Below are 23946 nucleotides of genomic sequence, written 5' to 3'. Positions count from 1 at the left end.
CGGCCAGATTAACTTTATGAATATACTTTTTGTTGGAGAAGCCGTTTCCGGGTTTGGCGGTATTGAAACCGTACTTAAAAAAGTGACCGGTTTTTTAGCAAGCGACAGCGAAACACAAAACGATTACACGCTGTACTTTCTGTGCCGGGATGATCGTATGGATAAAACCTGGTTACAGGGAAAACATAGCGTCTGCCATCGTTCGGGAATCAAAATTTCTTTCCTGAGACGACTCAGCCATACGTTCGCGCTGGCCCGCTATATCAAGCAAAATAAGCCAGATGTGGTGATCGCATTCGACTCGCCCTCCTGTCGCATCGCTTCGCAGGCCATCCGACATAGCCAGAAAACCATTCCACTTATATCGTGGCTGCATTATTCACTCGATCACAAAAAACACGCGGAGCAGGTGCTTCATGCTGATTATCACCTGGCAATTAGCTCTGGAATAAAACAGCAGTTAATCCAGCGAGGCGTGCCGGAAGAACGCATCTCCGTGATTTTTAATCCGGTAACGCCGCAAAGCAGCATAATTCCTCGTCCTGCCAGTACAGAAAAAGCCGTCTTTATCTATGTGGGACGCCTGAAATTTGAAGGCCAGAAACGTTTGAAAGACATGCTTGACGCGCTTTCCGGTCTGACGGGCAATTGGGCGTGCCATTTTATCGGCGATGGTTCCGATGCATCCCTCTGTAAAGCGTACGCTCGAGAGCTAGGGATTGATGATCGCGTTCACTGGCATGGGTGGCAGGCGGCGCCATGGGACTATATTCAAAACAATATCAAAAATGTCTCCGCTTTTATCATGAGTTCCGCTTTTGAAGGGCTCCCGATGACGTTACTTGAAGCCATGTCGTACGGCATCTATTGCATCAGCAGCGACTGCCCGTCCGGCCCCGGAGATATCATCAGGAATGGTATTAACGGACAACTCTATCCGCCTAATTCGACGGTTTCTCTGCGCGATGCGTTGCAAACCATCGTTAGTCAGGAGCCCATGCCGACAGCAGAACAAATAAAAGCCTCCATACACCATTTTTACGACGCGACGTACTACCAGACGATGAAAGAAAACATCGATGCCGTTATTCACCATCGGACTATCCGATAATCGTAAGCTGGACTCGTTATGTATTTCAAAAAAGATGATGTGATTACAGAAATCGTCAGTTTCTCATTTTCGCCTTCACATCCTGATAATAATGCCTTGAATATTGCTTTCGGCACGGATAAAAACTTCTTATTTGGCTGTGCGGTTTCGATTGCGTCTATTCTCCTAAAGAATAGCGATCGGTCTATGGTTTTTCATGTATTTACAGACACGCTTGATCAAGAAAACCGAGATCGATTCAACGCGCTGGCAAAGCAATATAATACGTCGATTACACTATATGTCGTTAACTGCAGCTGGTTGAAGCGTCTCCCGAGCACCAAGAACTGGTCATACGCCATCTATTTTCGCTTTATTGCCATTGATTATTTTTATAATCAGCTAAATAAAATCGTCTACCTGGATTCGGATATAGTCTGCAACGGTTCTCTCCAGCAGTTAGCCACGCTGGATATAGATAATTATATTGTTGCTGCGGTTACTGAGGGTGAGAGCGCCTGGTGGGAAAAAAGCGCCCGTCGACTGGAAACTCCCGCAATCAAAGACGGTTATTTTAACTCTGGTTTTTTGTTGATTAATGTAGATAACTGGCACAGGAACGATATCACTAAGAAAACGATGCTCATGCTGACAGATAAAGATATTGCCGGCAAGATTTCCTATCCCGATCAGGATATTTTGAATATTCTACTCCCTGGCCATATTTTATTTCTTGATAAAAAATATAATACTCAGTTCAGCATCAACTATGAATTGAAATGTAAATCCGGTGAGACCTATCCTCATCCTATAAATAATAGCACCATATTTATTCATTATATAGGACCGACTAAGCCTTGGCATGAATGGGCGGAATATCCAAGCTCACGTTATTTTTATATCGCCAAGGATAACTCACCATGGAAGTGCGTTCCTCTGGAAAAAGCGATATCAACGAATCAACTCAGATATTGCGCCAAACATTACTTCCATAAGAAAAGAATCATATCATCGTTTATCAGTTACCTTAAATACTTCATAAAGAAGTTATTTACACGATAACATTTAAGAGAAGAAAATGTATTTTAATAAAGATAAGATCATCGAAAGAACAATAGAAATCATAGGTGATAAGACTGACAGTGTTTTTTTTAATATTGCTTATGGTATAGATAAAAACTTCATTTTCGGCGCAGCAATTTCTGCAACATCGATAATCATTAACAATAAAATACACTTATCCTTTCACTTTTTTACTGACTATATTGATGATGATATCATCCATAGATTCAAGTCTATGGCGAGCAAATTCCACGTCAATATCTATATATATAAAGTAAACATAAAACAGTTAGACGACCTTCCTCAAAACAGATGGCCGTGCTCAGCTTACTTCAGGCTTATCGCTTTTGATTATTTAAGTGATACCATTGATACCCTATTATATTTAGACGCTGATGTGATGTGCAAAGGCAATCTTTCTGAATTGCAACAACTCGACTTTAAATCCTCCATCTGTGCGATCGTTCCTGACATTAGCGAAACACAGGAGCAATGCTCGATTCGCTTGGGAAGGCCGGATATTAAAGAGCATTATTTCAATTCAGGCGTTATGTTTACCCATTTAAAAAACTGGGAATTCAATCAATTAACGCAAAAGACATTATCATTTATAAAAGAAAATACAGCACTTAAATATCCCGATCAGGATGCGCTTAATGTGCTTCTCCACGAAAAGACCATTATTCTGCCTCGTAAATTCAATTGCATCTATAGCATTAAAAGCGAACTGAAAGATAAGACACATCAAGCCTATAAAAAAATCATCAATGATGAAAGCGTATTTATTCATTATGTGGGTACGACTAAGCCGTGGAGTGAATGGGGACAATATCCTTCAACGCTATTTTTCACTCAGGCTTATAATCAATCAACATGGTGCGATATTCCCCTTGCTGAGCCTATAACGCCACTTCAATGGAAAAAAAAGTCAAAACATGAAATGAAAAAAAGAAAATATATAAAAGGAATCGTTAGCAGAATAAAATACCTTATTGAAAAACAGAACAACAATAATTAATGCAATTTACGGTAATTAATACATGAAAATAACATCTGTTGTAATTATTTACAACTCAAAAATAGAAGAATCCGAAACATTACAGAGTATCAAGAATTGCCATCTTGATGGGATAAATTTGGAAATCTGCATTTGGAATAACGGTCCGTATTTTCTTAACGAAAAAGATATTTTAAGTTTCTTTTCTTTATGTGACGACAAGAAAATAAAAGTAAATATATATCAGGATATACGAAATATATCATTATCTAAAATATATAACTTTTTTATCAAAAATAAATCGTTTGATTTTATCACAATACTAGATCAAGACTCTCACTTACCTATCGATTACTATCAAAATATAAACAGCCATAGTAATGCAGAAATTATAGCTCCTCAAATAATTGCTGAAAAAAATGGGGTAATGATGCAAACAGATCCTCATCTATATGGGGACTCGAAAATTATGATCCAGGAAGGTAAGGTCAATACAAAAATCGACTCTATTATGTCCGGTCTCGCCATATCTCAAAAAGCTGTAAAAAAAATTGAGGTATTCCGAGGCTACGTTTTTGAAGAAAAACTGGCGTTTTATGGTATTGACAGTGATTTATTCAGGATCATTAATATGATGTCAGACGCTCAGCAACCATTCAATATATACTGTGCCAATACGATTTATCACTCATTCGCTATATTCAATCCGGAAGAGGCAAAGAATAAATTCCGACTAATGGAAATGTTTTATTTTAAATTTTTCATACGCAATGAATATCAGAAAAAATCAAAAGCAAGTACCCTTTGGGTTTGCATGAGGGACTTTTTTAGAGGTAAGAACAGTTTCTATAGAACCAAAAATCTTATTAAATTCACATTAAAAAATACGCATCCTCGTTCAGAACTGGAAATACATAACAATATAAACCCTACGCACTCTAATTAAAAAAACAGTAGCGCATTATAATTTTTAATCCCCCAAAAACAGAAACCACAGCATATATATCTATAGAGGGAAAGATGAAAAAAATGTCATTCGTGATCCTAACATGGAATAGATCCAAAATGTTAGAATTATGTCTTACCAAATTACATGCAGCAATTAAAAATAAAAATAATTGTGAAATAATAATATTGGATAATGCATCTACTGATAACACAAAAGACATCATAAACGAATTTCAAAGAGAAAAAAATGACATTTCTATTAAGACCATATTTAATAAGAGAAATACTGGACTTAATGGATATATAACACTTTTTTCAAAAGCTGATGCGGAATATATTGTTGAAGTTGATGATGATGTTTTAGAATTCCCAGATAATTTAGACACTATATTCGACGATTACATGGAAAATTTCCCAGAATATGGCTATCTCGCTTTAAACGTTATCCAGAATGAACATACTGACGGAGCAAAACCTGGAGCCGAATATTATACCGAGATAGAACGCGATGGAATGATTATTGAAAATGGTCCGACGGGAGGATGGTGTTCATGCTTCAAAAAAGAGGATGTAAAAATAACACCTTTCTTATTTAAGATATTTAATAAATTTAATTTTCAGAATGGAGAGGATAATTTCTTATGTCAAACCATGAAAAAACGCGGTAAAAAATTCGGTATAATAAAAAAAATAAAATGTTTCCACGCCGCGGGTCCTTATTATTCAAAAAAATTTGAGCAGCTAAACAGAGATATCTTAAAATATCAAGAATCCGGGCTAGATGACTATGTCAATAAATATAAAGAATACCTATAATTTCTCAAATAAAGATCGTAAAGAAGCATTATTGGTGACAGAATAAAAAAGTTTTATTGAACACCCACTTAAAAACGTCAAACCATATAGAATTGTTAAAATATAATCACAGCTATATAATATTACGTTCAACACCAACAAAAATAGTAAAACGCATGCTACAAACCCTTTACACCGTTCTTTTGTACCTTATCCAGCCACTGATATGGATTCGGCTGTGGCTACGCGGTCGCAAAGCCCCCGCATATCGCAGACGCTGGAGCGAGCGCTATGGATTCTGTGCGGAAAAAGTAAAACCCGATGGCATCATGCTGCATTCCGTCTCCGTGGGCGAAACACTGGCGGCGATCCCTCTGGTTCGGGCATTACGCCATCGCTACCCTAACCTGCCGATCACCGTGACCACCATGACGCCAACCGGGTCTGAACGCGTACGCTCGGCATTCGGCGACTCGGTTTATCATGTCTATCTGCCCTATGATTTACCCTGCGCCTTGAAGCGCTTCTTTAACCAGGTTCGCCCCAAGGTCGTCATCATCATGGAGACCGAGCTATGGCCGAATCTGATTGCGGAACTCCACCAGCGTAAAATTCCTTTGGTGATCGCCAATGCTCGACTGTCAGCGCGCTCAGCCGCCGGCTACAAAAAGATAGGGCGTTTGACCCGCCATATGTTGCGGCGCATCACTTTGGTCGCGGCGCAAAACCAGGAAGACGGCGAACGTTTTATCGATCTCGGTCTTAAACGTTCAAGTTTGGCAATCACCGGCAGCCTTAAGTTTGATATTTCCGTTACCCCGGAACTGGCTGCCCGCGCCGTGACGTTGCGAAGTCAGTGGGCGCCGCACCGGCCGGTCTGGATCGCAACCAGCACTCACGAAGGCGAAGAGGCCATTATTTTAGCCGCTCATCGTCAGTTGCTGGCTAGCTTTCCCGAGCTGCTGCTGATCCTGGTGCCTCGGCACCCGGAACGTTTCGCTACGACGCAAGCGCTGACGCAAAATCAGGGGTTCAGCTATATCTTGCGCAGCAGCGGCGAACCACCGTCTGCCGGCACGCAGGTGATTGTTGGCGACACCATGGGCGAACTCATGTTGTTATACGGCATCGCCGATCTGGCATTTGTCGGCGGCAGCCTGGTCGAGCGAGGCGGACACAATCCGCTTGAGGCCGCCGCTCACGCCATTCCCGTGCTGATGGGGCCGCATACTTTTAACTTCAAAGATATCTGCAACAAACTTGAGCAAGCAGACGGACTGATTACGGTTACCGATACCGCATCGTTGATCAAAGAAGTTGGAAATCTGCTCGCCGATGAAGACTACCGCCGCTATTATGGCCGACATGCCGTTGAGGTATTGCATCAAAATCAAGGGGCTCTGCAGAAGTTACTCTCATTACTGGAACCCTATCTGCCGCCCCGGACTCACTAATTGACCGTGGTATTGAGCACAGAAGCAGAGGAGCATCATGACAACCAAAGCCATTTACCCCGGTACTTTTGATCCGCTAACCAATGGTCATCTGGATCTGCTTAGCCGCGCATCGCACATGTTCGACCATCTGGTGCTGGCGATTGCCGCCAGCCCCAGCAAAAATACGTTATTTACGCTCGACGAACGCGTGACGCTGGCGAAAGGGGTCACGCAACACTTGCCAAACGTGGAAGTGATCGGCTTCAGCGAACTGATGGTGCATTTCGCGCAACGCCAAAAAGCCAACATTCTGGTTCGCGGACTGCGCGCGGTTTCTGATTTTGAGTACGAGCTTCAACTCGCAAAAATGAACCACCATCTGATGCCGACATTAGAAAGCGTGTTTCTTATGCCTTCGGAAGAGTGGTCCTTTATTTCATCATCCCTGGTTAAGGAAGTCGCTCGTCACGGCGGTGATGTCTCACATTTTCTCCCCAAATCCATAGCTGCCGCGCTGAAAAAGAAACTGGCCTTGGCCTGAATCTCAGTCCCCAATGATTCCGTTATGCAAATGGTGACGCCATTCCCGCCTTTGTATGCTGGTAAACGCCGGCATCGTTCCCCTAGCGCAGTCTTCCCATCATCAGGACTGATGCCTCATCCCCGTTCACAACACGCTATAACTAGCCATCAATTCCCTTAGCCAAAAATCGTAGGAAAATTCATCACTTCATTTTCCACTCATATGCGCTATAATTTTGTTCATATGAACAGGAGGGCAATATGACGACTTCCATTTTTACGCCCAAATCACCAGAACATGCGCCAAAATCGCTGATGGTTTATTTGAACCTACCAGAAATGGCCGTGGATGCTCATGAGCGCATTACGGAAGGGTTGAACGTGTCACTACTCAAAGACATGGCGGACCTTATACATTTTGATGAGCAACAACTTTACCGTATGGCGGGTATCGACCGGACCACATACAACCGGCGGGTAAAAAGCCCTGAGAAACGATTTTCTCCAGAACAAAGCGCCCGGATTTACCTGCTCGCCCGGACGATTGCCGCAGCCAGTCAGCTTTTCAACGGTAATTCGGAACGCATGGCGGCGTGGCTGAATAAACCCGCCAAGGGACTTGGCGGTAAAAAACCTGCCGATCTGCTTTCCACACCAACCGGGGCGGAAGCCGTTCTGACGCTTATCGGTCAGATTGAGTACGGTGTCATCAGTTAATGGCCGAGCTAAGCTTCTATCGATTGGTAAAACAGCGGTATGCGGCAACGGCCTTTGATGGGTATGGTGCGAGAATTTACGGCGGACGCTGGAATTCCCCAGGAAAGAGTTGCGTTTATCTGGGCAGCACTAAGGCATTGTGCGTTTTGGAGAATCTGGTGCACCTCGAACTCGAAGATATCGCCCAGGGATACTGTATGCTCAGAATTCGGGTTCCCGAGGAGCTTGTCTCTTCGTTGGATGGCAATGCGCTGCCGGATGACTGGCAGACCGACCCCGCGCCCCACTCCACGCAACGCATTGGAGACGAATGGCTCAGCAATCCGGCGAATGGTCTGGTGCTGCAGGTTCCCAGCACTATTACCGGCGAATGGAATGCGCTACTCAATATCACCCATCCTGCCGCGGCCCTTGCACTTAACTCTGTCACAATAGAGAGCTTTTTTATCGATCCACGTCTGGTTCGTCAGGGATAACCACCATCTGATGCCGACACGAGAAAGCGTGTTTCGTATGCCTTCGCAAGAATGGTCCTTTATTTCATCATCCCTGGCTCGTCACGGCGATGATGTCTCACATTTTCTCCCCAGATCCATGCTGACGCGCTAAAAAAGAAGTTGAAACAGGCCGATTAGGCTAGCGCAACTCCTTGAGAAATAAGTCTATGGCGCCTTTCACTGACTCCACGCTAATATCCTCAACCCGAGGTCCTTCGTGAATTAAAATATGTTTAACCCCCAATGGATACCAACGTAAATATTTTTCCGGCCTTGATTCAAATAAAGCGATAACCGGTATTTGTAGCGCCGCGCCAATATGTACCGGGGCACTATCTGCTGATACGATCACATCCAATTGGCTCATCGCTGCTATCAAATCCGACACGGTATCTGTTGATACACAGCGAGCGTTGATATCATTTAACTGCTCGGCGGCGGGTTGACCTCCCGGCGCATAAAAAATAATAAAATCAATATCTTTACCATATTTTAGCGACAGGTTATGCCATTTATTCCATGACCAGCGTCGGGCATCCGATTTATTCGATATGAATAAACCAATTCGAGGGTTATGCTTTTCCCCAAGAATTTTAATCCATTTGTTTTGTAATGAATGGTCGGGATAGACATATAATTTCAACTTATTTATCTCTACTTGCCCTAACTCTGGAACTAATTCATAGCCAGATAAAATTTCATGCTTCATTACACGTTTATTAATGTGTGATTCAATTCTATCATCAAATCCACTGTCTTCCGTGTGCCAGCGGCAATCATTAACATTCAGAAACTTGGCGAATTGAATAGAACTCTTATTCATACCACCATTAGGTATTATCAGCAGATCGAAATTAAGGCTACGTAATTTACAAATCAGCTTAAAACGATCGATAAACGCATTTAATCTGCCAGGCCGCCGGTTTTTTTCAAATTTTTTACTATAAACATAATAATGAACAGCATGAACGTCTGGATTTTTATCCAATGCCGGTGCATTGTACTTATTCGCCAGAACATGAATTTCAGCCATCGGCCAGCGCTGTTTTAATGAATGAATAAGTGAAGTAGAACAAACCATATCGCCAAGAAAATCAATTCGTATAACCAATATACGATGCATATATCTACCCTTTTACTTCTCTATGCTTGTCATACTTCAAGTTGCTTATTCGCTGTGCCGCCGCCTTCCCGCAACTCGAATTATTTAGAATATATACTCAATAAATTGGAACAGTCGGGCTGTAATAATCAAAAAGAAATTTTACTCTGCCGGCTACTCTATGTATCAATTGCAATGAAATCAACGCTGGCAGCGGCGGCAGAAAAACGTGCTTCGCTGTCCATGCTTCGCAACCTCTACCGGCGTGCCGCAAACCCGGCAAGGCTCGCCGCTACGACCATAAACCTGTAATTCCTGAGCAAAGTACCCCGGTTTACCATCCGATTGCAGGAAATCACGCAATGTTGTCCCGCCTTGCTCAATTGAACGCAACAGAACCCGTTTAATGGTGTCCGCCAGCAGCATTGCTTCAGCTTCACTCAACGAACCGGCAGCCCTGTCCGGCCTGATTGCGGCCGTAAACAGTGACTCGCTGGCATAGATGTTCCCTACGCCGACCACGACCTTATTATCCATAATCCAGGGCTTAACCAGCGTCTTCCTGCCTCGCGACTTCTGATACAGGTAGTTACCGGAAAAATCATCACTCAGCGGCTCCGGTCCCAAATGCGCCAGCACCGGGCTCTCTTGCGGATTGTTGGACCATAACCAGGCGCCAAAGCGGCGCGGATCGGTATAACGCAGCACCTTACCACTATCCAGGACCAAATCAACGTGATCGTGCTTACCCGGCTCAATGAACTCAGGCAGGATACGCAGACTGCCGGACATGCCCAGATGAACAATGATCCACCCGGTGGTTAATTCAATCAGCAGATATTTGGCGCGGCGATGAACGCCCAGCACAACCTGATCGCTAAGCGACAAAATTTCGTTGGAAACCGGCCAGCGCAGGCGGGAATTGCGGACTTCGGCATAGAGAATCGTATGGCCAACGAGGTAGGGAGAAATTCCCCGACGACTGGTTTCAACCTCTGGTAATTCAGGCATGACTCGTCTCCTGGAACATTCTGATTACATTAACATAAAACAACATACGGCATCGATCCGCGGTAAAAAATCATCGGGAGTGATGTTAAACGTCGCGCAACAACAGCCCGCAGGATAAACAGCGGCAGCCGGGAAGCATTTTGGCTGCGATGCGGCGCCGACCATACCTGCCTCAGCCTTCACAAACATGATGGTTGGGATCGGCAACCATAAAAAAACCCTGCCGAGGCAGGGTTTTTAGCAATCCACTAAAATTATTTAATTTTAGCTTCTTTGTAGATCACATGTTGACGGACAACTGGATCGAATTTCTTCAGTTCCAATTTTTCCGGCTTCGTGCGCTTGTTCTTCGTGGTGGTATAAAAGTGACCAGTACCAGCAGAAGAAACCAGCTTGATCTTCTCGCGAACACCCTTAGCCATGATTCAGTTCCTTAATACTTTTCACCACGGGCACGCAGATCGGCCAGAACCGTCTCAATACCCTTCTTATCGATAACACGCATACCTTTAGCGGATACGCGCAGCGTTACAAAGCGCTTTTCACCCTCAACCCAAAAACGGTGTGAGTGCAGGTTCGGCAGAAAACGGCGTTTAGTCGCGTTCAGTGCGTGGGAACGGTTGTTACCGCTCACCGGGCGCTTGCCAGTAACTTGGCAGACTCGGGACATGTCTATTCTCCAAAAATCAAATCAGCTCGAGCTTCGTCATGGGTGTTGGCCGCCTCGTCAGGCTATAGAGCCCATCTCAGCAACTTCACTGAAAAGACTCCGTCATCAGGGTAAACCTGCTGAGATAGGCTCTTAACGCCACACCCAAGATTCTCAAAGGTGGCGTAGTATACGCTCTGAAGCGTAAGTGCTCAAGTCCCGAACAACTAAAGATCCCGTTGGATCGCGGAAATATCTGTTAAATCCACCCACGCTCGGCAAAAGAGACGTATTCACCATGCCCAATGACCAGATGATCAAGCACGCGAATCTCTAATAGCAGGCAGGCTTTAGTGATTTGTTCGGTTATCGCACGGTCGGCCTGACTGGGTTCCGCTTTCCCGGACGGATGATTGTGCGCCAGAATCAATGCAGCCGCATTGGACTTCAACGCCTCACGCACAATTTCCCTCGGGTGTACTTCTACGCAGTTAATAGTACCAGCAAACATCTCCTGATGACGAATAACCCGATGCTGATTATCTAAAAACATGACTAAAAAGACCTCCCGTTCCTGACGGGAGAGCAATAATTGCAGGTACTGACCGGTGATTTCAGGACTCAGCATCGCATTCTCTTCCGCCAAACGGGACGAAAACAGCCGACGCGACAGTTCCACCACCGCTTTTAACTGCGTATATTTTGAAATGCCGATGCCTTTCGCGCGATAAAACGCATCCTGCTCCGCGGACATCAACTGATGCAGCGAACCGAACTGCGCCAGCAGACTCTCCGCCAGTTGCATCACGTTCATGCCGGGTATTCCGGTGCGTAGGAAAATCGCCAATAGTTCGGCATCCGTCAGCGTTTCGGCCCCGAAATTCACTAATTTCTCCCGCGGCGCCTGCTTATCTCTCCAGTCCATCGCCCCTCCTTTCCGACCGGCCGACATCATGACACGGCCCGAATCGAGTCGCGATGCCGGCGGCGACAACCTGCGAATCGGTTCGCAATTTCGTCAGAAAAGCGGACGGACGTCTTAAGATTCATCTCCTGCGCCAAGGTTATGATAAAATAACGCCCTCTCTAGGGTTTTTATCGGACCATGATGATGACGGCACTTTCCAGCCCGAACGGGCTCTCCTCTGACAAAGCGCTTGTTGGCAAAGGTATTTCAGGCAAACGAATCGTGCTTGGCATCAGCGGCGGCATTGCCGCGTACAAATGCCCCGAGCTGGTGAGACGCCTGCGCGACAACGGCGCGGAAGTGCGTGTCGTCATGACTCAGGCCGCCAAGGCCTTTATCACGCCATTGACGCTGCAGGCCGTATCCGGTCACCCGGTGTCGGACGATTTGTTCGACCCGGCGGCGGAAGCCTCTATGGGTCATATCGAACTAGGGAAATGGGCCGATTTGGTTATTCTGGCGCCGGCGACGGCCGACCTCATCGCGCGTCTGGCCGCAGGCATGGCAAATGACCTGCTGACCACCATTTGCCTGGCGACGTCCGCGCCTATCGCCGTGGTTCCCGCCATGAACCAGCAGATGTATCGCGCCGCGCCGACGCAGGACAACCTGCGTACGCTCGCCGCGCGGGGTTTATCGATCTGGGGGCCGGACAGCGGCAGCCAGGCGTGTGGTGATGTTGGTCCCGGCAGAATGATTGATCCGCTGGAAATTATTGAACTGGCCCGAAGCCATTTTACCGCGGCCAACGATCTGCAACATCTGAACATTATGATTACCGCGGGCCCGACGCGGGAAGCGCTGGATCCGGTGCGTTTCATCAGTAATCACAGTTCAGGAAAAATGGGATTCGCTATCGCCCAGGCCGCCGCCGACAGAGGGGCGAACGTGACGCTGATCGCCGGGCCGGTAACCCTGGCGACACCGAACAACGTCAAACGTATCGACGTCAACAGCGCGCTGGATATGCAGCAGGCGGTGATGGCCGCAGCCGCCGAGCAACATATCGTTATCGGCTGTGCGGCCGTGGCGGATTACCGGGCCAAACATATCGCCGATGAAAAAATCAAAAAGCAGGGTGATGAAATGACTGTCGCCATGATAAAAAATCCGGATATTATCGCTGATGTCGCCGCCATGAGTGAAAATCGGCCTTATGTCGTCGGGTTTGCCGCCGAAACCCAGAATGTGGAAGAATACGCCCGGCAAAAGCTGACGCGTAAAAATCTGGATTTGATCTGCGCTAACGACGTCTCCCTTTCCGGGCATGGTTTCAATAGCGAAACCAATGCATTACATCTTTTCTGGCGCAACGGAGACAAGCAGTTGCCACAATGCGATAAACGTCTTCTTGGCCAAAACTTAATCGACGAGATTGTCAGCCGTTATGATGAAAAAAATCGACGTAAAGATTGTTGACCCGCGTATTGGACAACAATTCCCGTTACCGACCTATGCTACGCCGGGTTCCGCCGGGCTGGATCTGCGCGCCTGTATGGATCAGGCCGTGGAGCTGAAAGCCGGGAAAACCGTCCTGATACCAACAGGACTGGCGATTCATATCGCCGACCCTAATCTGGCCGCGATGGTGCTGCCGCGCTCCGGACTGGGCCATAAGCATGGCGTGGTGTTAGGCAACCTGGTTGGGTTGATCGACTCGGACTATCAGGGACAATTAATGGTTTCCGTCTGGAACCGTGGTCAACAGACCTTCACTATTGAACCCGGCGAACGTATCGCGCAGATGGTCATCGTTCCGGTCGTTCAGGTCGAGTTTAATCTGGTCGAAGATTTCGTCAGCAGCGAACGCGGGGAAGGCGGCTTCGGCCATTCGGGTCGCAACTGACGCGTTTCTGCCCCTCACCCGGCATAGTAAAAAATACATATAAGCCATAGCGCAACATTGCGACTATGGCGCTAGCGGGTGTTTGTCCGTCAAATTTTTAGCAAGGGTCTTTTCATACATGGCAGAAAAAGAAAATACGAAAAGGAATCGCCGCGAGGAAATTTTGCAGGCGTTGGCGCAAATGCTGGAATCCAGCGACGGCAGCCAACGCATTACCACTGCAAAGCTGGCCGCGAACGTTGGGGTGTCTGAAGCCGCGCTTTATCGGCATTTTCCCAGCAAAACGCGGATGTTCGACAGCCTGATCGAGTTTATTGAGGATAGCCTGACTACCCGCATCAACCTGATTCTGCAAGATGAGAAAGAAACGTTTAACCGTCTGCGTCTGATTTTATTGCTTATTCTGGGGTTTGCGGAGCGGAATCCGGGTTTGACTCGTATTCTGACCGGGCACGCGTTGATGTTTGAACAGGATCGTTTACAGGGGCGTATCAATCAGCTTTTCGAACGCATCGAGTCGCAACTGCGTCAGGTGCTGCGTGAGCAAAAATTACGTGACGGCAAAGGCTTTCAGCATGATGAAACGCTGCTGGCCAGCCAGTTGCTGGCATTTTGCGAAGGCATGCTCTCGCGGTTTATTCGCTCTGAATTCCGCTATCGCCCAACCCAGGAGTTCGATACCCGCTGGCCGCTACTGGCCGCGCAACTGAACTAAAAACCATGCTTGTGGCTGAACGCCACAAGTTAACCGCATACTGCGGCAAAATTCCCGATCCGCGATTCCCCGTCCCCGTATGTAGACCGGTTTGCCCGCATAGGCTAAACCCCAGACGGATGCTCAGTTCATCTCCGCACATCCGGCATACGGCGCGGAGCGGCCGGCGGAGAAAGCTGTGGAAGAGATAAAGGACGCGTGCGCGCCCTTCACCCTGCAGACCCGATCAGACCCCGTATCGATCGCGGTACGCTTCAACCGCAGCCAGGTGATCCGCCATTTCAGGTTTTTCAGCCAAATAGGCGATCAGGTCTTTCAGAGTAATAATAGAGATGACTTTGCACTGGTAGTCGCGTTCTACTTCCTGAATAGCGGAAATATCGGCACGTCCTTTCTCCTGACGATCCAGCGCAATCATAACGCCGGCGAGCCGAGCGCCATTGGCGGCAATAATCGCCATGGATTCACGGATCGCCGTACCCGCGGTGATAACGTCATCGACCAGCATCACTCGTCCCTGCAGCGGGCTTCCCACCAGGTTGCCGCCCTCACCGTGATCTTTGGCTTCCTTACGGTTAAAACAGTAAGGCAGATCGCGATCGTGGTGTTCGGCCAGCGCCACCGCCGTGGTCGTGGCAATGGGAATGCCTTTGTAAGCCGGCCCGAACAGCAAATCGAACGCGATCCCTGAATCCACCAACGCCTCGGCATAAAAGCGCCCCAGTAACGCCAAATCCCGCCCGGTATTGAACAAGCCGGCATTAAAGAAATAAGGACTGATGCGCCCTGATTTCAGCGTAAATTCACCGAACTTTAATACCTGTTTGCTGAGCGCAAATTCAATAAACTGGCGCTGATAGGCTTTCATTACTGCATCTCCTGAGATGTGAGTGAATTGATTGATCGTGGCTGGTCTGCGCCCGCTGCCATCGTTCCTGCGAATACTCGCGCCGTCATCCCCGCGGCGGCAGGCGGGGGTGGCGATAGAACGGGCAGGCCTGTTGGTTTAAAAAATTAATCAACCAGCGCGGCTTTCTGCGCCTGGATGATGTTCTCAATCCCCCCGCGCGCCAGCGCCAGCAAAGACAACAACTCTTCGTGGGTAAAGGGTTCGCCTTCCGCGGTGCCCTGCACTTCAATCATGCGGCCGTCCTCGGTCATTACCACATTCATGTCGGTTTCCGCGGCGGAGTCTTCAATATACTCCAGATCGCAGACCGCCTCGCCGTTGACGATGCCAACCGATACCGCCGCCACCATGCCCTTCATCGGGTTCTTTTTCAGCTTGCCGTCGGCGACCATCTTGTTCAGCGCATCGGCTAGCGCCACACAGGCGCCGGTAATCGATGCGGTGCGCGTACCGCCGTCCGCCTGTAACACATCACAGTCCAGCGTGATGGTGTACTCACCCAGCACTTTCAGATCGATGGCGGCGCGCAGCGAACGTGCAATCAGGCGCTGAATTTCCATCGTCCGGCCACCCTGTTTGCCCTTCGCCGCTTCACGGGCGTTACGGCTGTGGGTCGCGCGCGGCAACATACCGTATTCGGCGGTCACCCAACCCTGGCCTTGTCCTTTCAGAAAGCGCGGTACGCCATCTTCAACCGTAGCGTTACATAGAACTTTGGTGTCGCCGAACTCAACCAGAACAGACCCTTCGGCGTGTTTGGTGTAATGGCGGGTTAATTTAAGGGGGCGTACTTGCTGTGCACTTCGGCCTGTAGGGCGCATGGATCATCTCCGGCGGGTAAACGTTAACTGGCGCGCATTATACGGCCTTAGCGCGACAATGCCTACCTTGCCTCATGGCGCTTGATTACAATTTCAAAACACACGCCGCGTTCTATAGCCTTAATAACCTCCGCCAAGCAGTCGAAACTCCCCGAAAATACACCTTCCCAAAACCCTGTCCGGCCCCCTCGCGCAATAACACAAAGTCATACCCCTGATGGGTATAACCTCAAGTTATACCCTACCGATGAACAAGTATTCGTCAATGCCAATAGCGCGTGAAATATTCTTAGCATCACCTACCCATAGATGAGAAAAGCGTTATGTCGATCCCCCGGCCTTACCTGCCGCTCTTCAGTGAAAAGCCTGAACTCCTGGCGTTAAACGAGCCAGCCGCCGCCACGTCTCATCTGCGCCTTATGGGTTTTTCGCAACACCTTGCTACCGGTATCAGCGTTAAACAGCAGCGGGGGCAAGGTTAATCATGCGTCATATGCAAATCGAAACGGTAAACCTGCCTTTGGCGCGCCCCTTCACCATTTCCCGCGGCACCCGCAGCGCCGTCGCCGTTGTTCGGGTCATGCTGGAGGAACGGGGATTCATCGGTCAGGGCGAATGTACGCCGACGCCCCATTATGGCGAATCGCCAGAAAGCGTTTGTCGGCAGTTGCAAGAAGTCACCGGGGCGGTAGAAAACGGCCTCAGTATTGAGCAGCTACAAACCCATTTGCCGCCGGGCGCCGCCAGAAACGCGCTGAACTGCGCGCTATGGCGGCTCAACGCGGCGTTGAAAAAACAGACCCTGTGGCAGAATCTCGGCATTCAGCCGCCGAAATCCGTCATCACCGCAGAAACCCTTTCCCTCGACAGCATGGAAAACATGGTCGCCGCCGCCGCGGACGCGGTTTCCCGTAATGCTTTGCTGCTGAAAATCAAGCTGGATCGCGAGTTGATTCTGGAGAAAGTCGCCGCCATTCGCGCAGCGGCGCCCAACACCAAACTGATTATCGACGCCAACGAAGCCTGGGGCGGACTGGATCTCGGCAGCCTGTTTAATGCGCTGACCCGCTATCAAATCGCCATGGTGGAACAACCCCTGCCGGCCGGCAAAGATGACGATTTACTGCGCTTTGCGCACCCCATTCCGATTTGCGCCGATGAAAGCTGCCATCACCGCGGCGATATCGCCGGACTGCGCAGCCGTTACGACATGATCAACATCAAGCTGGATAAATGCGGCGGCATAAGCGAAGCGCTGGCCATGGTGGAAGAAGCGAAACTTTACGGCCTGCGGGTGATGGTCGGCTGCATGCTGGGTTCCTCCATGGCGATGGAGGCCGCGTTGCCGATCACCACGGCGGCCGAATACGTCGATCTCGACGGCCCCATCTGGCTGGCGGCGGACAGCTCGCCTTACCTGACCTATAACCGCGGACGAATCTGGCTATGACCCAACCAACCGGAGTGACAATGACGGATATCATGCAAACGGGTGCGGTAACCGACACGGTACCCGGTGGCGCGCCTCGGCCGGTGCTGGAAATCGACGATCTGAGCGTCAGCTTCAGCGGGCGCTCCGGCAAGCATCTGGCGCTGAAAGGCGTTTCATTCACCCTGAATAAGGGGGAAGTGGTTGCCGTGGTGGGTGAGAGTGGTTCGGGGAAATCCGTCACCTCGCTAACCGTAATGGGGCTGCTGGCCGATGCCGCCGACATTGAACGGGGCGGCATTAAATTTACCGCGCGCGACGGGCGGCAACATAATCTGTTAAACATGAAGGCCGACCAGCGCCGTCAGCTACGCGGCCGTGAAATGGCGATGATATTTCAGGAGCCGATGACCTCGCTGAATCCGGTGCTGAAAGTCGGCGATCAGTTGACGGAAGCGCTCTGCGACCACCAGATTTGCGATCGGGCCAGCGCGGATAGAAAAGCGCGCGAGCTGCTGCATAAAGTACGCATCGCCGATGTTGATCGGGTGATGAAAAGCTATCCCCATTCGCTTTCCGGCGGCATGCGCCAGCGCGTGATGATCGCCCAGGCGCTGGCCTGCGACCCGCAACTGCTGATCGCCGATGAGCCCACCACCGCGCTGGACGTCACCGTGCAGGCGCGTATTCTGCAAATACTGCGCGATCTGCAACAGCAAAGTGATATGGCGGTGCTGTTCATCACCCACGATATGGGCGTGGTGGCCGAAATCGCCGATCGCGTCGTGGTGATGTATCGAGGCGAAGTGGTGGAACAAGGCGACGTCGAGCAGATTTTCACCCGGCCGCAACATCCTTATACCCGGTCGCTGTTGGCCGCCGTGCCCAAACTGGGCGATATGCGCGCAAACCGTTGGCCGAAACGCTTCCCGTTGCTCGGTCAACAGTCCGACGATGATAATAGCGAACAGATCACCGCCCGCTACGACGATGACCCGTTGCTGGATATCCGCGGTCTGCGCGTCTATTACCCCGTGCGCAGCGGTATTTTTTCGTCCGTCACCCACCATGTCCATGCCGTAGAGCAGATTGATTTCAACGTCTGGCCGGGCGAAACCCTGGCCATTGTGGGCGAAAGCGGCTGCGGCAAATCCACCACCGGGCGGGCATTGCTGCGTCTGGTGCAGAGCGAAGCCGAAAGTATCTACTTTCAGGGGCAGGAAATTTCCCTGATGAAAGACAGCGACTTCCAGCCGCTGCGCCGCGAAATCCAGATGGTATTCCAGGATCCCTATGCCTCGCTTAACCCACGTCTCACCGTCGGGTTCACCATTGCCGAGCCGTTGATGCTGCACGGTCTGGTGAAATCGCTGGAAGAGGCCACGCCGCAGGTGCAGGCGTTACTGAAAAGCGTGGGGCTGTTGCCGGAACACGCGCGCCGTTATCCTCACGAATTCTCCGGCGGTCAGCGTCAGCGCATCGCCATCGCCCGCGCCATGGCGCTGCAACCGCAGGTCATCATTGCCGATGAGGCGGTTTCCGCGCTGGACGTTTCCATTCAGGCGCAGGTGGTCAACCTGATGATGGATCTGCAAAAGAATACCGGCGTATCGTGGATTTTCATCTCCCACGACATGGCCGTCGTCGAACGCATCGCCAATCGGGTGGCGGTCATGTATCTCGGTCAGATTGTGGAAATCGGGCCGCGTCAGTCGGTGTTCAATTCGCCACAGCATCCCTACACCCGCCGCTTGCTGGCGTCGGTGCCGATCGCCGATCCCAGCAAGCGCGGCACGCGCCAGTTTGATGACAGTGAAATCCCCTCTCCGCTGCGCAAAGCAGGTGAGAGCGTTGCCAAAACGCGCTATCGACAGGTAGCGCCACACCATTGGGTGGCAGACAGCGGATCTGACGCCCAGCCTATGAGTTGACGTTCTTTTATCGCATATCTATTGCTAACCAGGAGAAACCATGAAGCTATTTGTTCGCAGAACCGCTGTTGCCCTCGGGCTCTCATTGTGTCTGGCAGCCGTTGCCCAGGCACAGGATCTTCGTATTTCCATCTACGCCGACATCACCGGACTAGACCCGCACGACACTTCCGATACGCTGAGTTATTCCATTCAGAGCGGTATTTTTGAGCGTCTGTTCCAGTTCGATAACAAAATGAAGCTGGCGCCCAAACTGGCTACCGGCTACACCAGCAATGACGACGCCACCGAATTCGTCATTACGCTGCGCGAAGGCGTCACCTTTCAGGACGGCACGCCGTTCAACGCCGATGCGGTTAAAGCCAACCTCGACCGGCTGGCCGATCAGAACAAAGGTTTGAAACGTAATAGCCTGTTTAAAATGATCAAAACGGTTACGGTCGTCTCTCCTACCGAGGTAAAAATCGATCTTAACCAGTCGTTCGGCGCCTTTGTTAATACCCTGGCTCACCCGTCGGCGGTAATGCACAGCCCGGAAGCGCTGAAAAAATATCCTGACGAAGCCCAGTTGCGTCTTCATCCGGTGGGAACCGGCCCGTTCAAATTCGACGCCTGGCAGCAGGGTAAAGACGTGAAGCTGGTGAAATATGACGGCTATTGGCAGCAGGGCTGGCCGAAAGTCGACAGCGTGACCTTCTTCCCGGCGCCGGAAGACTCTACCCGCGTGGCGTCGCTGAAGTCCGGTCAGGTCGACGCCATCTACCCGCTGCCGTCCGATCTGCTGAACGCGGTGCAAAGCGACAGCAAGCTGGCGGTACAGCGTGATGAAGGGATTTATCTCTACTACATGTCGCTCAACACCCAGCATAAACCGTTGCAGGATGTGCGCGTGCGTCAAGCCATCAACTACGCCATCAATCGCGATATGTGGTTGAAAGTCGGATTCGCCGGCATGGGCGTACCCGCCACTTCGGCTATGCCGCCTAACGTCCAGTTCTACCAGAAGCAAAGCTCGCCGGATTACAGTTACAACCCGGAAAAGGCCAAGGCGCTGCTGAAAGAAGCCGGCTACGCCAACGGGCTCGATCTGAAACTGTGGACCACCAACGCAACGGCGGCGGTTCGTAGCGCACAGTTCCTCAAACAGCAACTGGCTCAGGTAGGCATCCGCGCCACCGTCACGCCGATGGACTCCGGCGCGCGCAACGCCAAACTGTGGGGCGTGCAGGATCCGAAACAGGCGGAATACGACCTCTACTACGGCGGCTGGTCAACGTCCACCGGCGATGCCGACTGGGCGCTGCGTCCGCTGTTCGCCACCGAATCCTGGGTACCGACCGCCTATAACGTCTCTTACTACAGCAACCCTGCGGTAGATAAAGCCATTATGGCCGGTCTGGAAACCGCCGACCCGGCGAAGCGCGCCACGGCGTATGCCGAAGCGCAAAAGCTGATTTGGCAGGATGCGGCCGTCGCTTTCCTCGGCTCGCCGGACAACCTGGTGGGCAAAGCGAAAAACCTGTCCGGCGTTTACATGCTGGCCGATGGTTCGCTGATCTTCGATCAGGCGGAATTTAAGTAACAGCTCCGGGGAGAACGCCATGTTTGCCTATATAGTCCGACGTTTGCTGGAAATGATCCCGGTTCTGCTGGTGGTCTCCCTGTTAGTGTTCGGCTTTATTAAACTGCTGCCGGGCGATCCGGCACGCATTTACGCCGGCTCCGACGCGCCGATTGAAGCGGTGGAAGCGGCTCGTCAGCAACTGGGACTGAACGATCCGCTGCCGCAGCAGTACGTTAACTGGCTCGGCGGCTTGTTTAAAGGCGATCTGGGTGTGACTTACCGCACCCAGCAGCCGGTTACTGAGGTGATCGGCAACAGCTTTATGCCCACCATGTGGCTGGCGCTGGCCGGTTTTGCCTGGTCGGTGGTATTAGGCCTGTTGGTCGGCGTCATTTCTGCGCTCAGGCGAGGGAAATGGCAGGACTGGACCCTGATGAGTTTCGCCATCGGCGGGATATCCATGCCGCCGTTTTGGCTGGGCTTACTGTTGATTCAGTTTGTCGCCATGCCGTTCGGGGTGTTTTCCGTCAGCGGCTTCAATCAGCCCAGCGATATTATTCTGCCGGCGCTGACGCTGGGCGCGTCGGTGGCGGCGGTGATGGCGCGCTTTACCCGTTCCGCCTTTCTGGAAGTTTCGCAGGAAGACTATGTGCGCACCGCACGTTCTAAAGGACTGCGTAACCGGCTGATCGTCTGGAAACATGTAATGCGCAACGCGCTGATCCCGGTGATCACCATGCTGGGGCTACAGTTCGGCTTTCTGCTCGGCGGTTCCATTGTGGTGGAAAGCGTATTCAGTTGGCCGGGGCTGGGCTGGCTGCTGATCGAATCCATTAAGACGCAGGATCAGCCGGTTATTCAGGCGCTGGTCATGCTGTTTGTGTTCGAATTCATTGTCATTAACCTGTTGGTGGACCTGCTGTACGCGGTGGTCAATCCGGCGATTCGCTTACGTTAGGAGATAAGATGAACCTTCCTTCCGAGCCCGCCGTGGCGGCTGCAACTCTTGACGAAAACACCATTCGTTCGCCCTGGCGCGATTTCGCCCAGGTTTTTTTCCATAACCCGATGGCGCTGGCTTCCGGCGGGTTTATTTTGCTGCTGATTCTGGTGGCGATCCTGGCGCCCTGGCTGGCGCCGTACAATCCGCAGGAACCGGACTGGATGGCGCTCTCTTCCCCGCCGTCGGCGGCCCACTGGATGGGAACCGACGACCTGGGGCGCGACGTGATGAGCCGGATTATCTACGGTGCGCGTATCTCGCTGTATATCGGCATTTTTTCCGTCACGCTGGGGATGCTGGCGGGAATTGTATTGGGCCTGCTGGCCGGGTATTACGGCCGCTGGATTGATATGCTGATCATGCGCGGCTCCGATGTACTGTTCGCCTTCCCCGGCATGCTGCTGGCGATCGCCGTGGTGGCGATCCTCGGTCCGGGGCTGAATAACGTGATCATCGCCGTCGCCGTCTTCAGCGTGCCGGTGTTTGCCCGCATTGTGCGCGCCTCCACCCTGTCGCTCAAGCAGGCGGCCTACGTGGAAGCGGTACGCTGCGCCGGCGCGCCGGATCGCATTGTGCTGATGCGCCATATTCTGCCGGGTACGCTGCCCAGCGTGATCGTTTATTTCACCATGCGTATCGGCACCAGCATCCTGACCGCCGCCAGCCTCAGCTTTATCGGCCTTGGCCCGGAGCCGGACGTTCCTGAATGGGGTAATATTCTGGCTATGAGCCGCAGCCTGATGATGGCCGGCCTGTGGCACGTCAGCGTTTTCCCCGGTCTGGCGATCTTTTTCACCGTACTGGCTTTCAACCTGCTGGGCGACGCGCTGCGCGATACCCTCGATCCCAAATTGAAAAGCTAAGGAACCGACATGGCATCCTATCAACAGGAACAGATAGCGCTGCTGCTGCGCCGCTGGCAGACACAGCGGCAACTGGGAACGCCCCGCTCCGCCAGCGGGCCGCGCAATAGCATCAGCGACGTGGCCGGCGTGCGCGTAGGACACGCGACGCTGGCGAAAGGCGAAACCCAGACTGGCGTCACCGCGATTGTGCCTGCCGACAGGAATCTGTTTGCGCATCCCCTGCCCTGCGGCGCCGCCGTCTTGAACGGCTTCGCCAAGCCCGTCGGACTGGTGCAGATTGAAGAACTCGGTCTATTGCAGACGCCGATTCTGCTCAGCAATACGCTGGCCGTGGGGACGCTGTTTACCGCGCTGGCGCGGGATGCGATTGCCCATAACCCCGAACTGGGGCGCACCCTTCCCACCGTCAACCCACTGGCGCTGGAGTGCAATGACGGCTGGCTGAACGATATTCAGGCGCTGGCCGTTACCGAACAAATGGCGCGCGAAGCGCTGGATTGCGCCGATGAAACCTTTGCGCGAGGCAGCGTCGGCGCGGGCCGCGGCATGAGCTGTTTCGGCCTGAAAGGCGGTATCGGCACCGCGTCGCGCCTGATACCGGAACTCAACGCCACGCTGGGCGTGCTGGTGCTGGCGAATTTCGGCGCGCTCTCCGCGCTGACGCTGGACGGCGTACAGATCGGCGCAGCCATCGAGCCGCTATTGCCCGAGCTGGCGCCGCAGCAGGACGCCGGTTCGATCATCATTATTATGGCGACCGACGCGCCGCTGGATGCCCGCCAGCTCGGGCGCATCGCCAAACGCGCCGGCGCGGGGCTAGGCCGCCTGGGCAGCTACTGGGGCCACGGCTCCGGCGATATCGCCGTGGCGTTCTCGACCCGTCCGCAGCCACAACCGCCGGCGGACAGCCAGCTTGAGCCGTTGCTGAGCGCCGCCGCCGACGCCACCGAACACGCGGTGCTTGACGCCCTATTGAATGCGGACGCCGTGACTGGCTTTCGCGGGCATTATCGCCCGGCATTACGTCAGGTACTGGATCGTCTGGTAACAACGTTATCTGATTAAGGA

26 protein-coding genes and 1 pseudogene are annotated in these 23946 nt (G+C 51.3%); 20 read left to right on the top strand and 7 right to left on the bottom strand.

Annotation, left to right across the window (positions count from 1 at the left end; translation table 11 throughout):
- The first annotated feature begins 16 nt into the window (after positions 1–16).
- The 10 genes and pseudogenes from waaB to coaD (ACN28R_RS19890) form a co-directional block, all read left to right on the top strand.
- Positions 17–1111, top strand: coding sequence for a lipopolysaccharide 1,6-galactosyltransferase (gene waaB / locus ACN28R_RS19935; protein ID WP_048637019.1), 1095 nt, complete (start codon positions 17–19; stop codon positions 1109–1111).
- Between the two features lie 18 nt (positions 1112–1129).
- A complete protein-coding gene (waaO, locus tag ACN28R_RS19930) occupies positions 1130–2152 on the top strand; it encodes a lipopolysaccharide 3-alpha-galactosyltransferase (RefSeq protein ID WP_095835309.1) in 1023 nt (340 codons plus the stop codon).
- Positions 2153–2168: 16 nt separating this feature from the next.
- Positions 2169–3170, top strand: coding sequence for a glycosyltransferase family 8 protein (locus tag ACN28R_RS19925; protein ID WP_095835308.1), 1002 nt, complete (start codon positions 2169–2171; stop codon positions 3168–3170).
- A 22-nt stretch (positions 3171–3192) separates the two neighbouring features.
- Complete coding sequence (locus ACN28R_RS19920; RefSeq protein WP_095835307.1) at positions 3193–4095, top strand: glycosyltransferase family protein; 903 nt, start codon at positions 3193–3195, stop codon at positions 4093–4095.
- A 74-nt stretch (positions 4096–4169) separates the two neighbouring features.
- The gene (locus tag ACN28R_RS19915) at positions 4170–4913 is read left to right on the top strand and encodes a glycosyltransferase (protein ID WP_095835306.1); all 744 of its coding nucleotides are present in this window, start codon (positions 4170–4172) and stop codon (positions 4911–4913) included.
- A 155-nt stretch (positions 4914–5068) separates the two neighbouring features.
- On the top strand, positions 5069–6346 hold the full coding sequence (waaA, locus tag ACN28R_RS19910) for a lipid IV(A) 3-deoxy-D-manno-octulosonic acid transferase (RefSeq protein WP_095835305.1): 1278 nt from the start codon (positions 5069–5071) through the stop codon (positions 6344–6346).
- 37 nt (positions 6347–6383) lie between these two features.
- Complete coding sequence (gene coaD, locus ACN28R_RS19905; RefSeq protein WP_095835304.1) at positions 6384–6869, top strand: pantetheine-phosphate adenylyltransferase; 486 nt, start codon at positions 6384–6386, stop codon at positions 6867–6869.
- 242 nt (positions 6870–7111) lie between these two features.
- A complete protein-coding gene (parS, locus tag ACN28R_RS19900; RefSeq protein WP_095835303.1) occupies positions 7112–7567 on the top strand; it encodes a type II RES/Xre toxin-antitoxin system antitoxin in 456 nt (151 codons plus the stop codon).
- Entirely contained in the window at positions 7567–8043 is a 477-nt protein-coding gene (locus ACN28R_RS19895) for an RES family NAD+ phosphorylase (protein WP_048637012.1), read from the top strand. Before parS ends, ACN28R_RS19895 begins: the two co-directional genes overlap by 1 nt.
- Positions 8042–8176, top strand: a pseudogene (gene coaD, locus ACN28R_RS19890) (pantetheine-phosphate adenylyltransferase); the annotation flags it as partial. The gene ACN28R_RS19895 and the pseudogene coaD (ACN28R_RS19890), both read left to right, overlap by 2 nt.
- A 27-nt stretch (positions 8177–8203) precedes the next feature.
- On the opposite strand, the gene ACN28R_RS19885 reads toward coaD (ACN28R_RS19890), so the two are convergent.
- From ACN28R_RS19885 to radC, 5 genes are all read right to left on the bottom strand, one after another.
- Entirely contained in the window at positions 8204–9187 is a 984-nt protein-coding gene (locus tag ACN28R_RS19885; RefSeq protein ID WP_048637011.1) for a glycosyltransferase family 9 protein, read from the bottom strand.
- Positions 9188–9367: 180 nt separating this feature from the next.
- Positions 9368–10177 carry a bifunctional DNA-formamidopyrimidine glycosylase/DNA-(apurinic or apyrimidinic site) lyase gene (gene mutM, locus ACN28R_RS19880; RefSeq protein ID WP_048637010.1) on the bottom strand — a complete coding sequence of 270 codons (810 nt, stop codon included), beginning with the start codon at positions 10175–10177 and terminating at the stop codon, positions 9368–9370.
- 254 nt (positions 10178–10431) lie between these two features.
- Positions 10432–10599 (bottom strand): 50S ribosomal protein L33, encoded by a 168-nt coding sequence (gene rpmG / locus ACN28R_RS19875; protein ID WP_004392084.1) that lies wholly within the window; start codon positions 10597–10599, stop codon positions 10432–10434.
- An 11-nt stretch (positions 10600–10610) separates the two neighbouring features.
- The gene (gene rpmB, locus ACN28R_RS19870) at positions 10611–10847 is read right to left on the bottom strand and encodes a 50S ribosomal protein L28 (protein WP_048637009.1); all 237 of its coding nucleotides are present in this window, start codon (positions 10845–10847) and stop codon (positions 10611–10613) included.
- Between the two features lie 238 nt (positions 10848–11085).
- Positions 11086–11751 (bottom strand): RadC family protein, encoded by a 666-nt coding sequence (gene radC, locus ACN28R_RS19865; RefSeq protein ID WP_095835302.1) that lies wholly within the window; start codon positions 11749–11751, stop codon positions 11086–11088.
- 186 nt (positions 11752–11937) lie between these two features.
- Here radC and coaBC point away from each other — a divergent pair, with 186 nt between their 5' ends.
- The 3 genes from coaBC to slmA all read left to right on the top strand — a co-directional run bounded on the left by coaBC (position 11938) and on the right by slmA (position 14354).
- Positions 11938–13212, top strand: coding sequence for a bifunctional phosphopantothenoylcysteine decarboxylase/phosphopantothenate--cysteine ligase CoaBC (gene coaBC, locus ACN28R_RS19860; RefSeq protein WP_095835858.1), 1275 nt, complete (start codon positions 11938–11940; stop codon positions 13210–13212).
- On the top strand, positions 13181–13639 hold the full coding sequence (dut, locus tag ACN28R_RS19855) for a dUTP diphosphatase (protein ID WP_095835301.1): 459 nt from the start codon (positions 13181–13183) through the stop codon (positions 13637–13639). Before coaBC ends, dut begins: the two co-directional genes overlap by 32 nt.
- 118 nt (positions 13640–13757) lie before the next feature.
- Positions 13758–14354: a nucleoid occlusion factor SlmA gene (gene slmA, locus ACN28R_RS19850; RefSeq protein ID WP_048637006.1), complete on the top strand. Its 597-nt coding sequence runs from the start codon at positions 13758–13760 to the stop codon at positions 14352–14354.
- Positions 14355–14580: 226 nt separating this feature from the next.
- On the opposite strand, the gene pyrE is transcribed toward slmA, so the two are convergent.
- Entirely contained in the window at positions 14581–15222 is a 642-nt protein-coding gene (gene pyrE, locus ACN28R_RS19845; protein WP_095835300.1) for an orotate phosphoribosyltransferase, read from the bottom strand.
- Positions 15223–15368: 146 nt separating this feature from the next.
- A complete protein-coding gene (rph, locus tag ACN28R_RS19840) occupies positions 15369–16085 on the bottom strand; it encodes a ribonuclease PH (protein ID WP_048637004.1) in 717 nt (238 codons plus the stop codon).
- A gap of 323 nt (positions 16086–16408) precedes the next feature.
- On the opposite strand from rph, the gene ACN28R_RS19835 reads away from it, so the two are divergent.
- Genes ACN28R_RS19835 through ACN28R_RS19805 form a run of 7 tightly spaced genes read left to right on the top strand, consistent with a single transcriptional unit; the run spans position 16409 to position 23943 of the window.
- Positions 16409–16567 (top strand): hypothetical protein, encoded by a 159-nt coding sequence (locus ACN28R_RS19835; RefSeq protein ID WP_156186728.1) that lies wholly within the window; start codon positions 16409–16411, stop codon positions 16565–16567.
- A 2-nt stretch (positions 16568–16569) separates the two neighbouring features.
- A complete protein-coding gene (gene dgcA / locus ACN28R_RS19830) occupies positions 16570–17535 on the top strand; it encodes an N-acetyl-D-Glu racemase DgcA (RefSeq protein WP_095835299.1) in 966 nt (321 codons plus the stop codon).
- A 20-nt stretch (positions 17536–17555) separates the two neighbouring features.
- Positions 17556–19445: an ABC transporter ATP-binding protein gene (locus tag ACN28R_RS19825; RefSeq protein ID WP_095835298.1), complete on the top strand. Its 1890-nt coding sequence runs from the start codon at positions 17556–17558 to the stop codon at positions 19443–19445.
- Between the two features lie 40 nt (positions 19446–19485).
- Entirely contained in the window at positions 19486–21027 is a 1542-nt protein-coding gene (locus ACN28R_RS19820) for a glutathione ABC transporter substrate-binding protein (RefSeq protein ID WP_095835297.1), read from the top strand.
- Positions 21028–21046: 19 nt separating this feature from the next.
- Positions 21047–21967: an ABC transporter permease gene (locus ACN28R_RS19815; protein ID WP_095835296.1), complete on the top strand. Its 921-nt coding sequence runs from the start codon at positions 21047–21049 to the stop codon at positions 21965–21967.
- A gap of 8 nt (positions 21968–21975) precedes the next feature.
- Entirely contained in the window at positions 21976–22875 is a 900-nt protein-coding gene (locus tag ACN28R_RS19810) for an ABC transporter permease subunit (protein WP_048636999.1), read from the top strand.
- Between the two features lie 9 nt (positions 22876–22884).
- The gene (locus ACN28R_RS19805; protein ID WP_095835295.1) at positions 22885–23943 is read left to right on the top strand and encodes a DmpA family aminopeptidase; all 1059 of its coding nucleotides are present in this window, start codon (positions 22885–22887) and stop codon (positions 23941–23943) included.
- The last annotated feature ends 3 nt before the right edge of the window (positions 23944–23946 follow it).

Source organism: Brenneria goodwinii (genome assembly GCF_002291445.1).
GTDB classification, from domain to species: domain Bacteria; phylum Pseudomonadota; class Gammaproteobacteria; order Enterobacterales; family Enterobacteriaceae; genus Brenneria; species Brenneria goodwinii.
This window is presented reverse-complemented; position numbering and strand designations above follow the sequence as displayed.

Coding starts and splice junctions, on each gene's coding strand:
- ACN28R_RS19920 (WP_095835307.1), top strand. CDS start 3,193: ATGAAAATAACATCTGTTGTAATTATTTACAACTCAAAAATAGAAGAA.
- ACN28R_RS19810 (WP_048636999.1), top strand. CDS start 21,976: ATGAACCTTCCTTCCGAGCCCGCCGTGGCGGCTGCAACTCTTGACGAA.
- parS (WP_095835303.1), top strand. CDS start 7,112: ATGACGACTTCCATTTTTACGCCCAAATCACCAGAACATGCGCCAAAA.
- rpmB (WP_048637009.1), bottom strand. CDS start 10,847: ATGTCCCGAGTCTGCCAAGTTACTGGCAAGCGCCCGGTGAGCGGTAAC.
- ACN28R_RS19820 (WP_095835297.1), top strand. CDS start 19,486: ATGAAGCTATTTGTTCGCAGAACCGCTGTTGCCCTCGGGCTCTCATTG.
- coaBC (WP_095835858.1), top strand. CDS start 11,938: ATGACGGCACTTTCCAGCCCGAACGGGCTCTCCTCTGACAAAGCGCTT.
- ACN28R_RS19825 (WP_095835298.1), top strand. CDS start 17,556: ATGACGGATATCATGCAAACGGGTGCGGTAACCGACACGGTACCCGGT.
- ACN28R_RS19805 (WP_095835295.1), top strand. CDS start 22,885: ATGGCATCCTATCAACAGGAACAGATAGCGCTGCTGCTGCGCCGCTGG.
- mutM (WP_048637010.1), bottom strand. CDS start 10,177: ATGCCTGAATTACCAGAGGTTGAAACCAGTCGTCGGGGAATTTCTCCC.
- dut (WP_095835301.1), top strand. CDS start 13,181: ATGATGAAAAAAATCGACGTAAAGATTGTTGACCCGCGTATTGGACAA.
- pyrE (WP_095835300.1), bottom strand. CDS start 15,222: ATGAAAGCCTATCAGCGCCAGTTTATTGAATTTGCGCTCAGCAAACAG.
- rpmG (WP_004392084.1), bottom strand. CDS start 10,599: ATGGCTAAGGGTGTTCGCGAGAAGATCAAGCTGGTTTCTTCTGCTGGT.
- ACN28R_RS19815 (WP_095835296.1), top strand. CDS start 21,047: ATGTTTGCCTATATAGTCCGACGTTTGCTGGAAATGATCCCGGTTCTG.
- ACN28R_RS19925 (WP_095835308.1), top strand. CDS start 2,169: ATGTATTTTAATAAAGATAAGATCATCGAAAGAACAATAGAAATCATA.
- coaD (WP_095835304.1), top strand. CDS start 6,384: ATGACAACCAAAGCCATTTACCCCGGTACTTTTGATCCGCTAACCAAT.
- ACN28R_RS19835 (WP_156186728.1), top strand. CDS start 16,409: ATGTCGATCCCCCGGCCTTACCTGCCGCTCTTCAGTGAAAAGCCTGAA.
- ACN28R_RS19915 (WP_095835306.1), top strand. CDS start 4,170: ATGAAAAAAATGTCATTCGTGATCCTAACATGGAATAGATCCAAAATG.
- rph (WP_048637004.1), bottom strand. CDS start 16,085: ATGCGCCCTACAGGCCGAAGTGCACAGCAAGTACGCCCCCTTAAATTA.
- ACN28R_RS19885 (WP_048637011.1), bottom strand. CDS start 9,187: ATGCATCGTATATTGGTTATACGAATTGATTTTCTTGGCGATATGGTT.
- waaB (WP_048637019.1), top strand. CDS start 17: ATGAATATACTTTTTGTTGGAGAAGCCGTTTCCGGGTTTGGCGGTATT.
- waaO (WP_095835309.1), top strand. CDS start 1,130: ATGTATTTCAAAAAAGATGATGTGATTACAGAAATCGTCAGTTTCTCA.
- waaA (WP_095835305.1), top strand. CDS start 5,069: ATGCTACAAACCCTTTACACCGTTCTTTTGTACCTTATCCAGCCACTG.
- radC (WP_095835302.1), bottom strand. CDS start 11,751: ATGGACTGGAGAGATAAGCAGGCGCCGCGGGAGAAATTAGTGAATTTC.
- dgcA (WP_095835299.1), top strand. CDS start 16,570: ATGCGTCATATGCAAATCGAAACGGTAAACCTGCCTTTGGCGCGCCCC.
- ACN28R_RS19895 (WP_048637012.1), top strand. CDS start 7,567: ATGGCCGAGCTAAGCTTCTATCGATTGGTAAAACAGCGGTATGCGGCA.
- slmA (WP_048637006.1), top strand. CDS start 13,758: ATGGCAGAAAAAGAAAATACGAAAAGGAATCGCCGCGAGGAAATTTTG.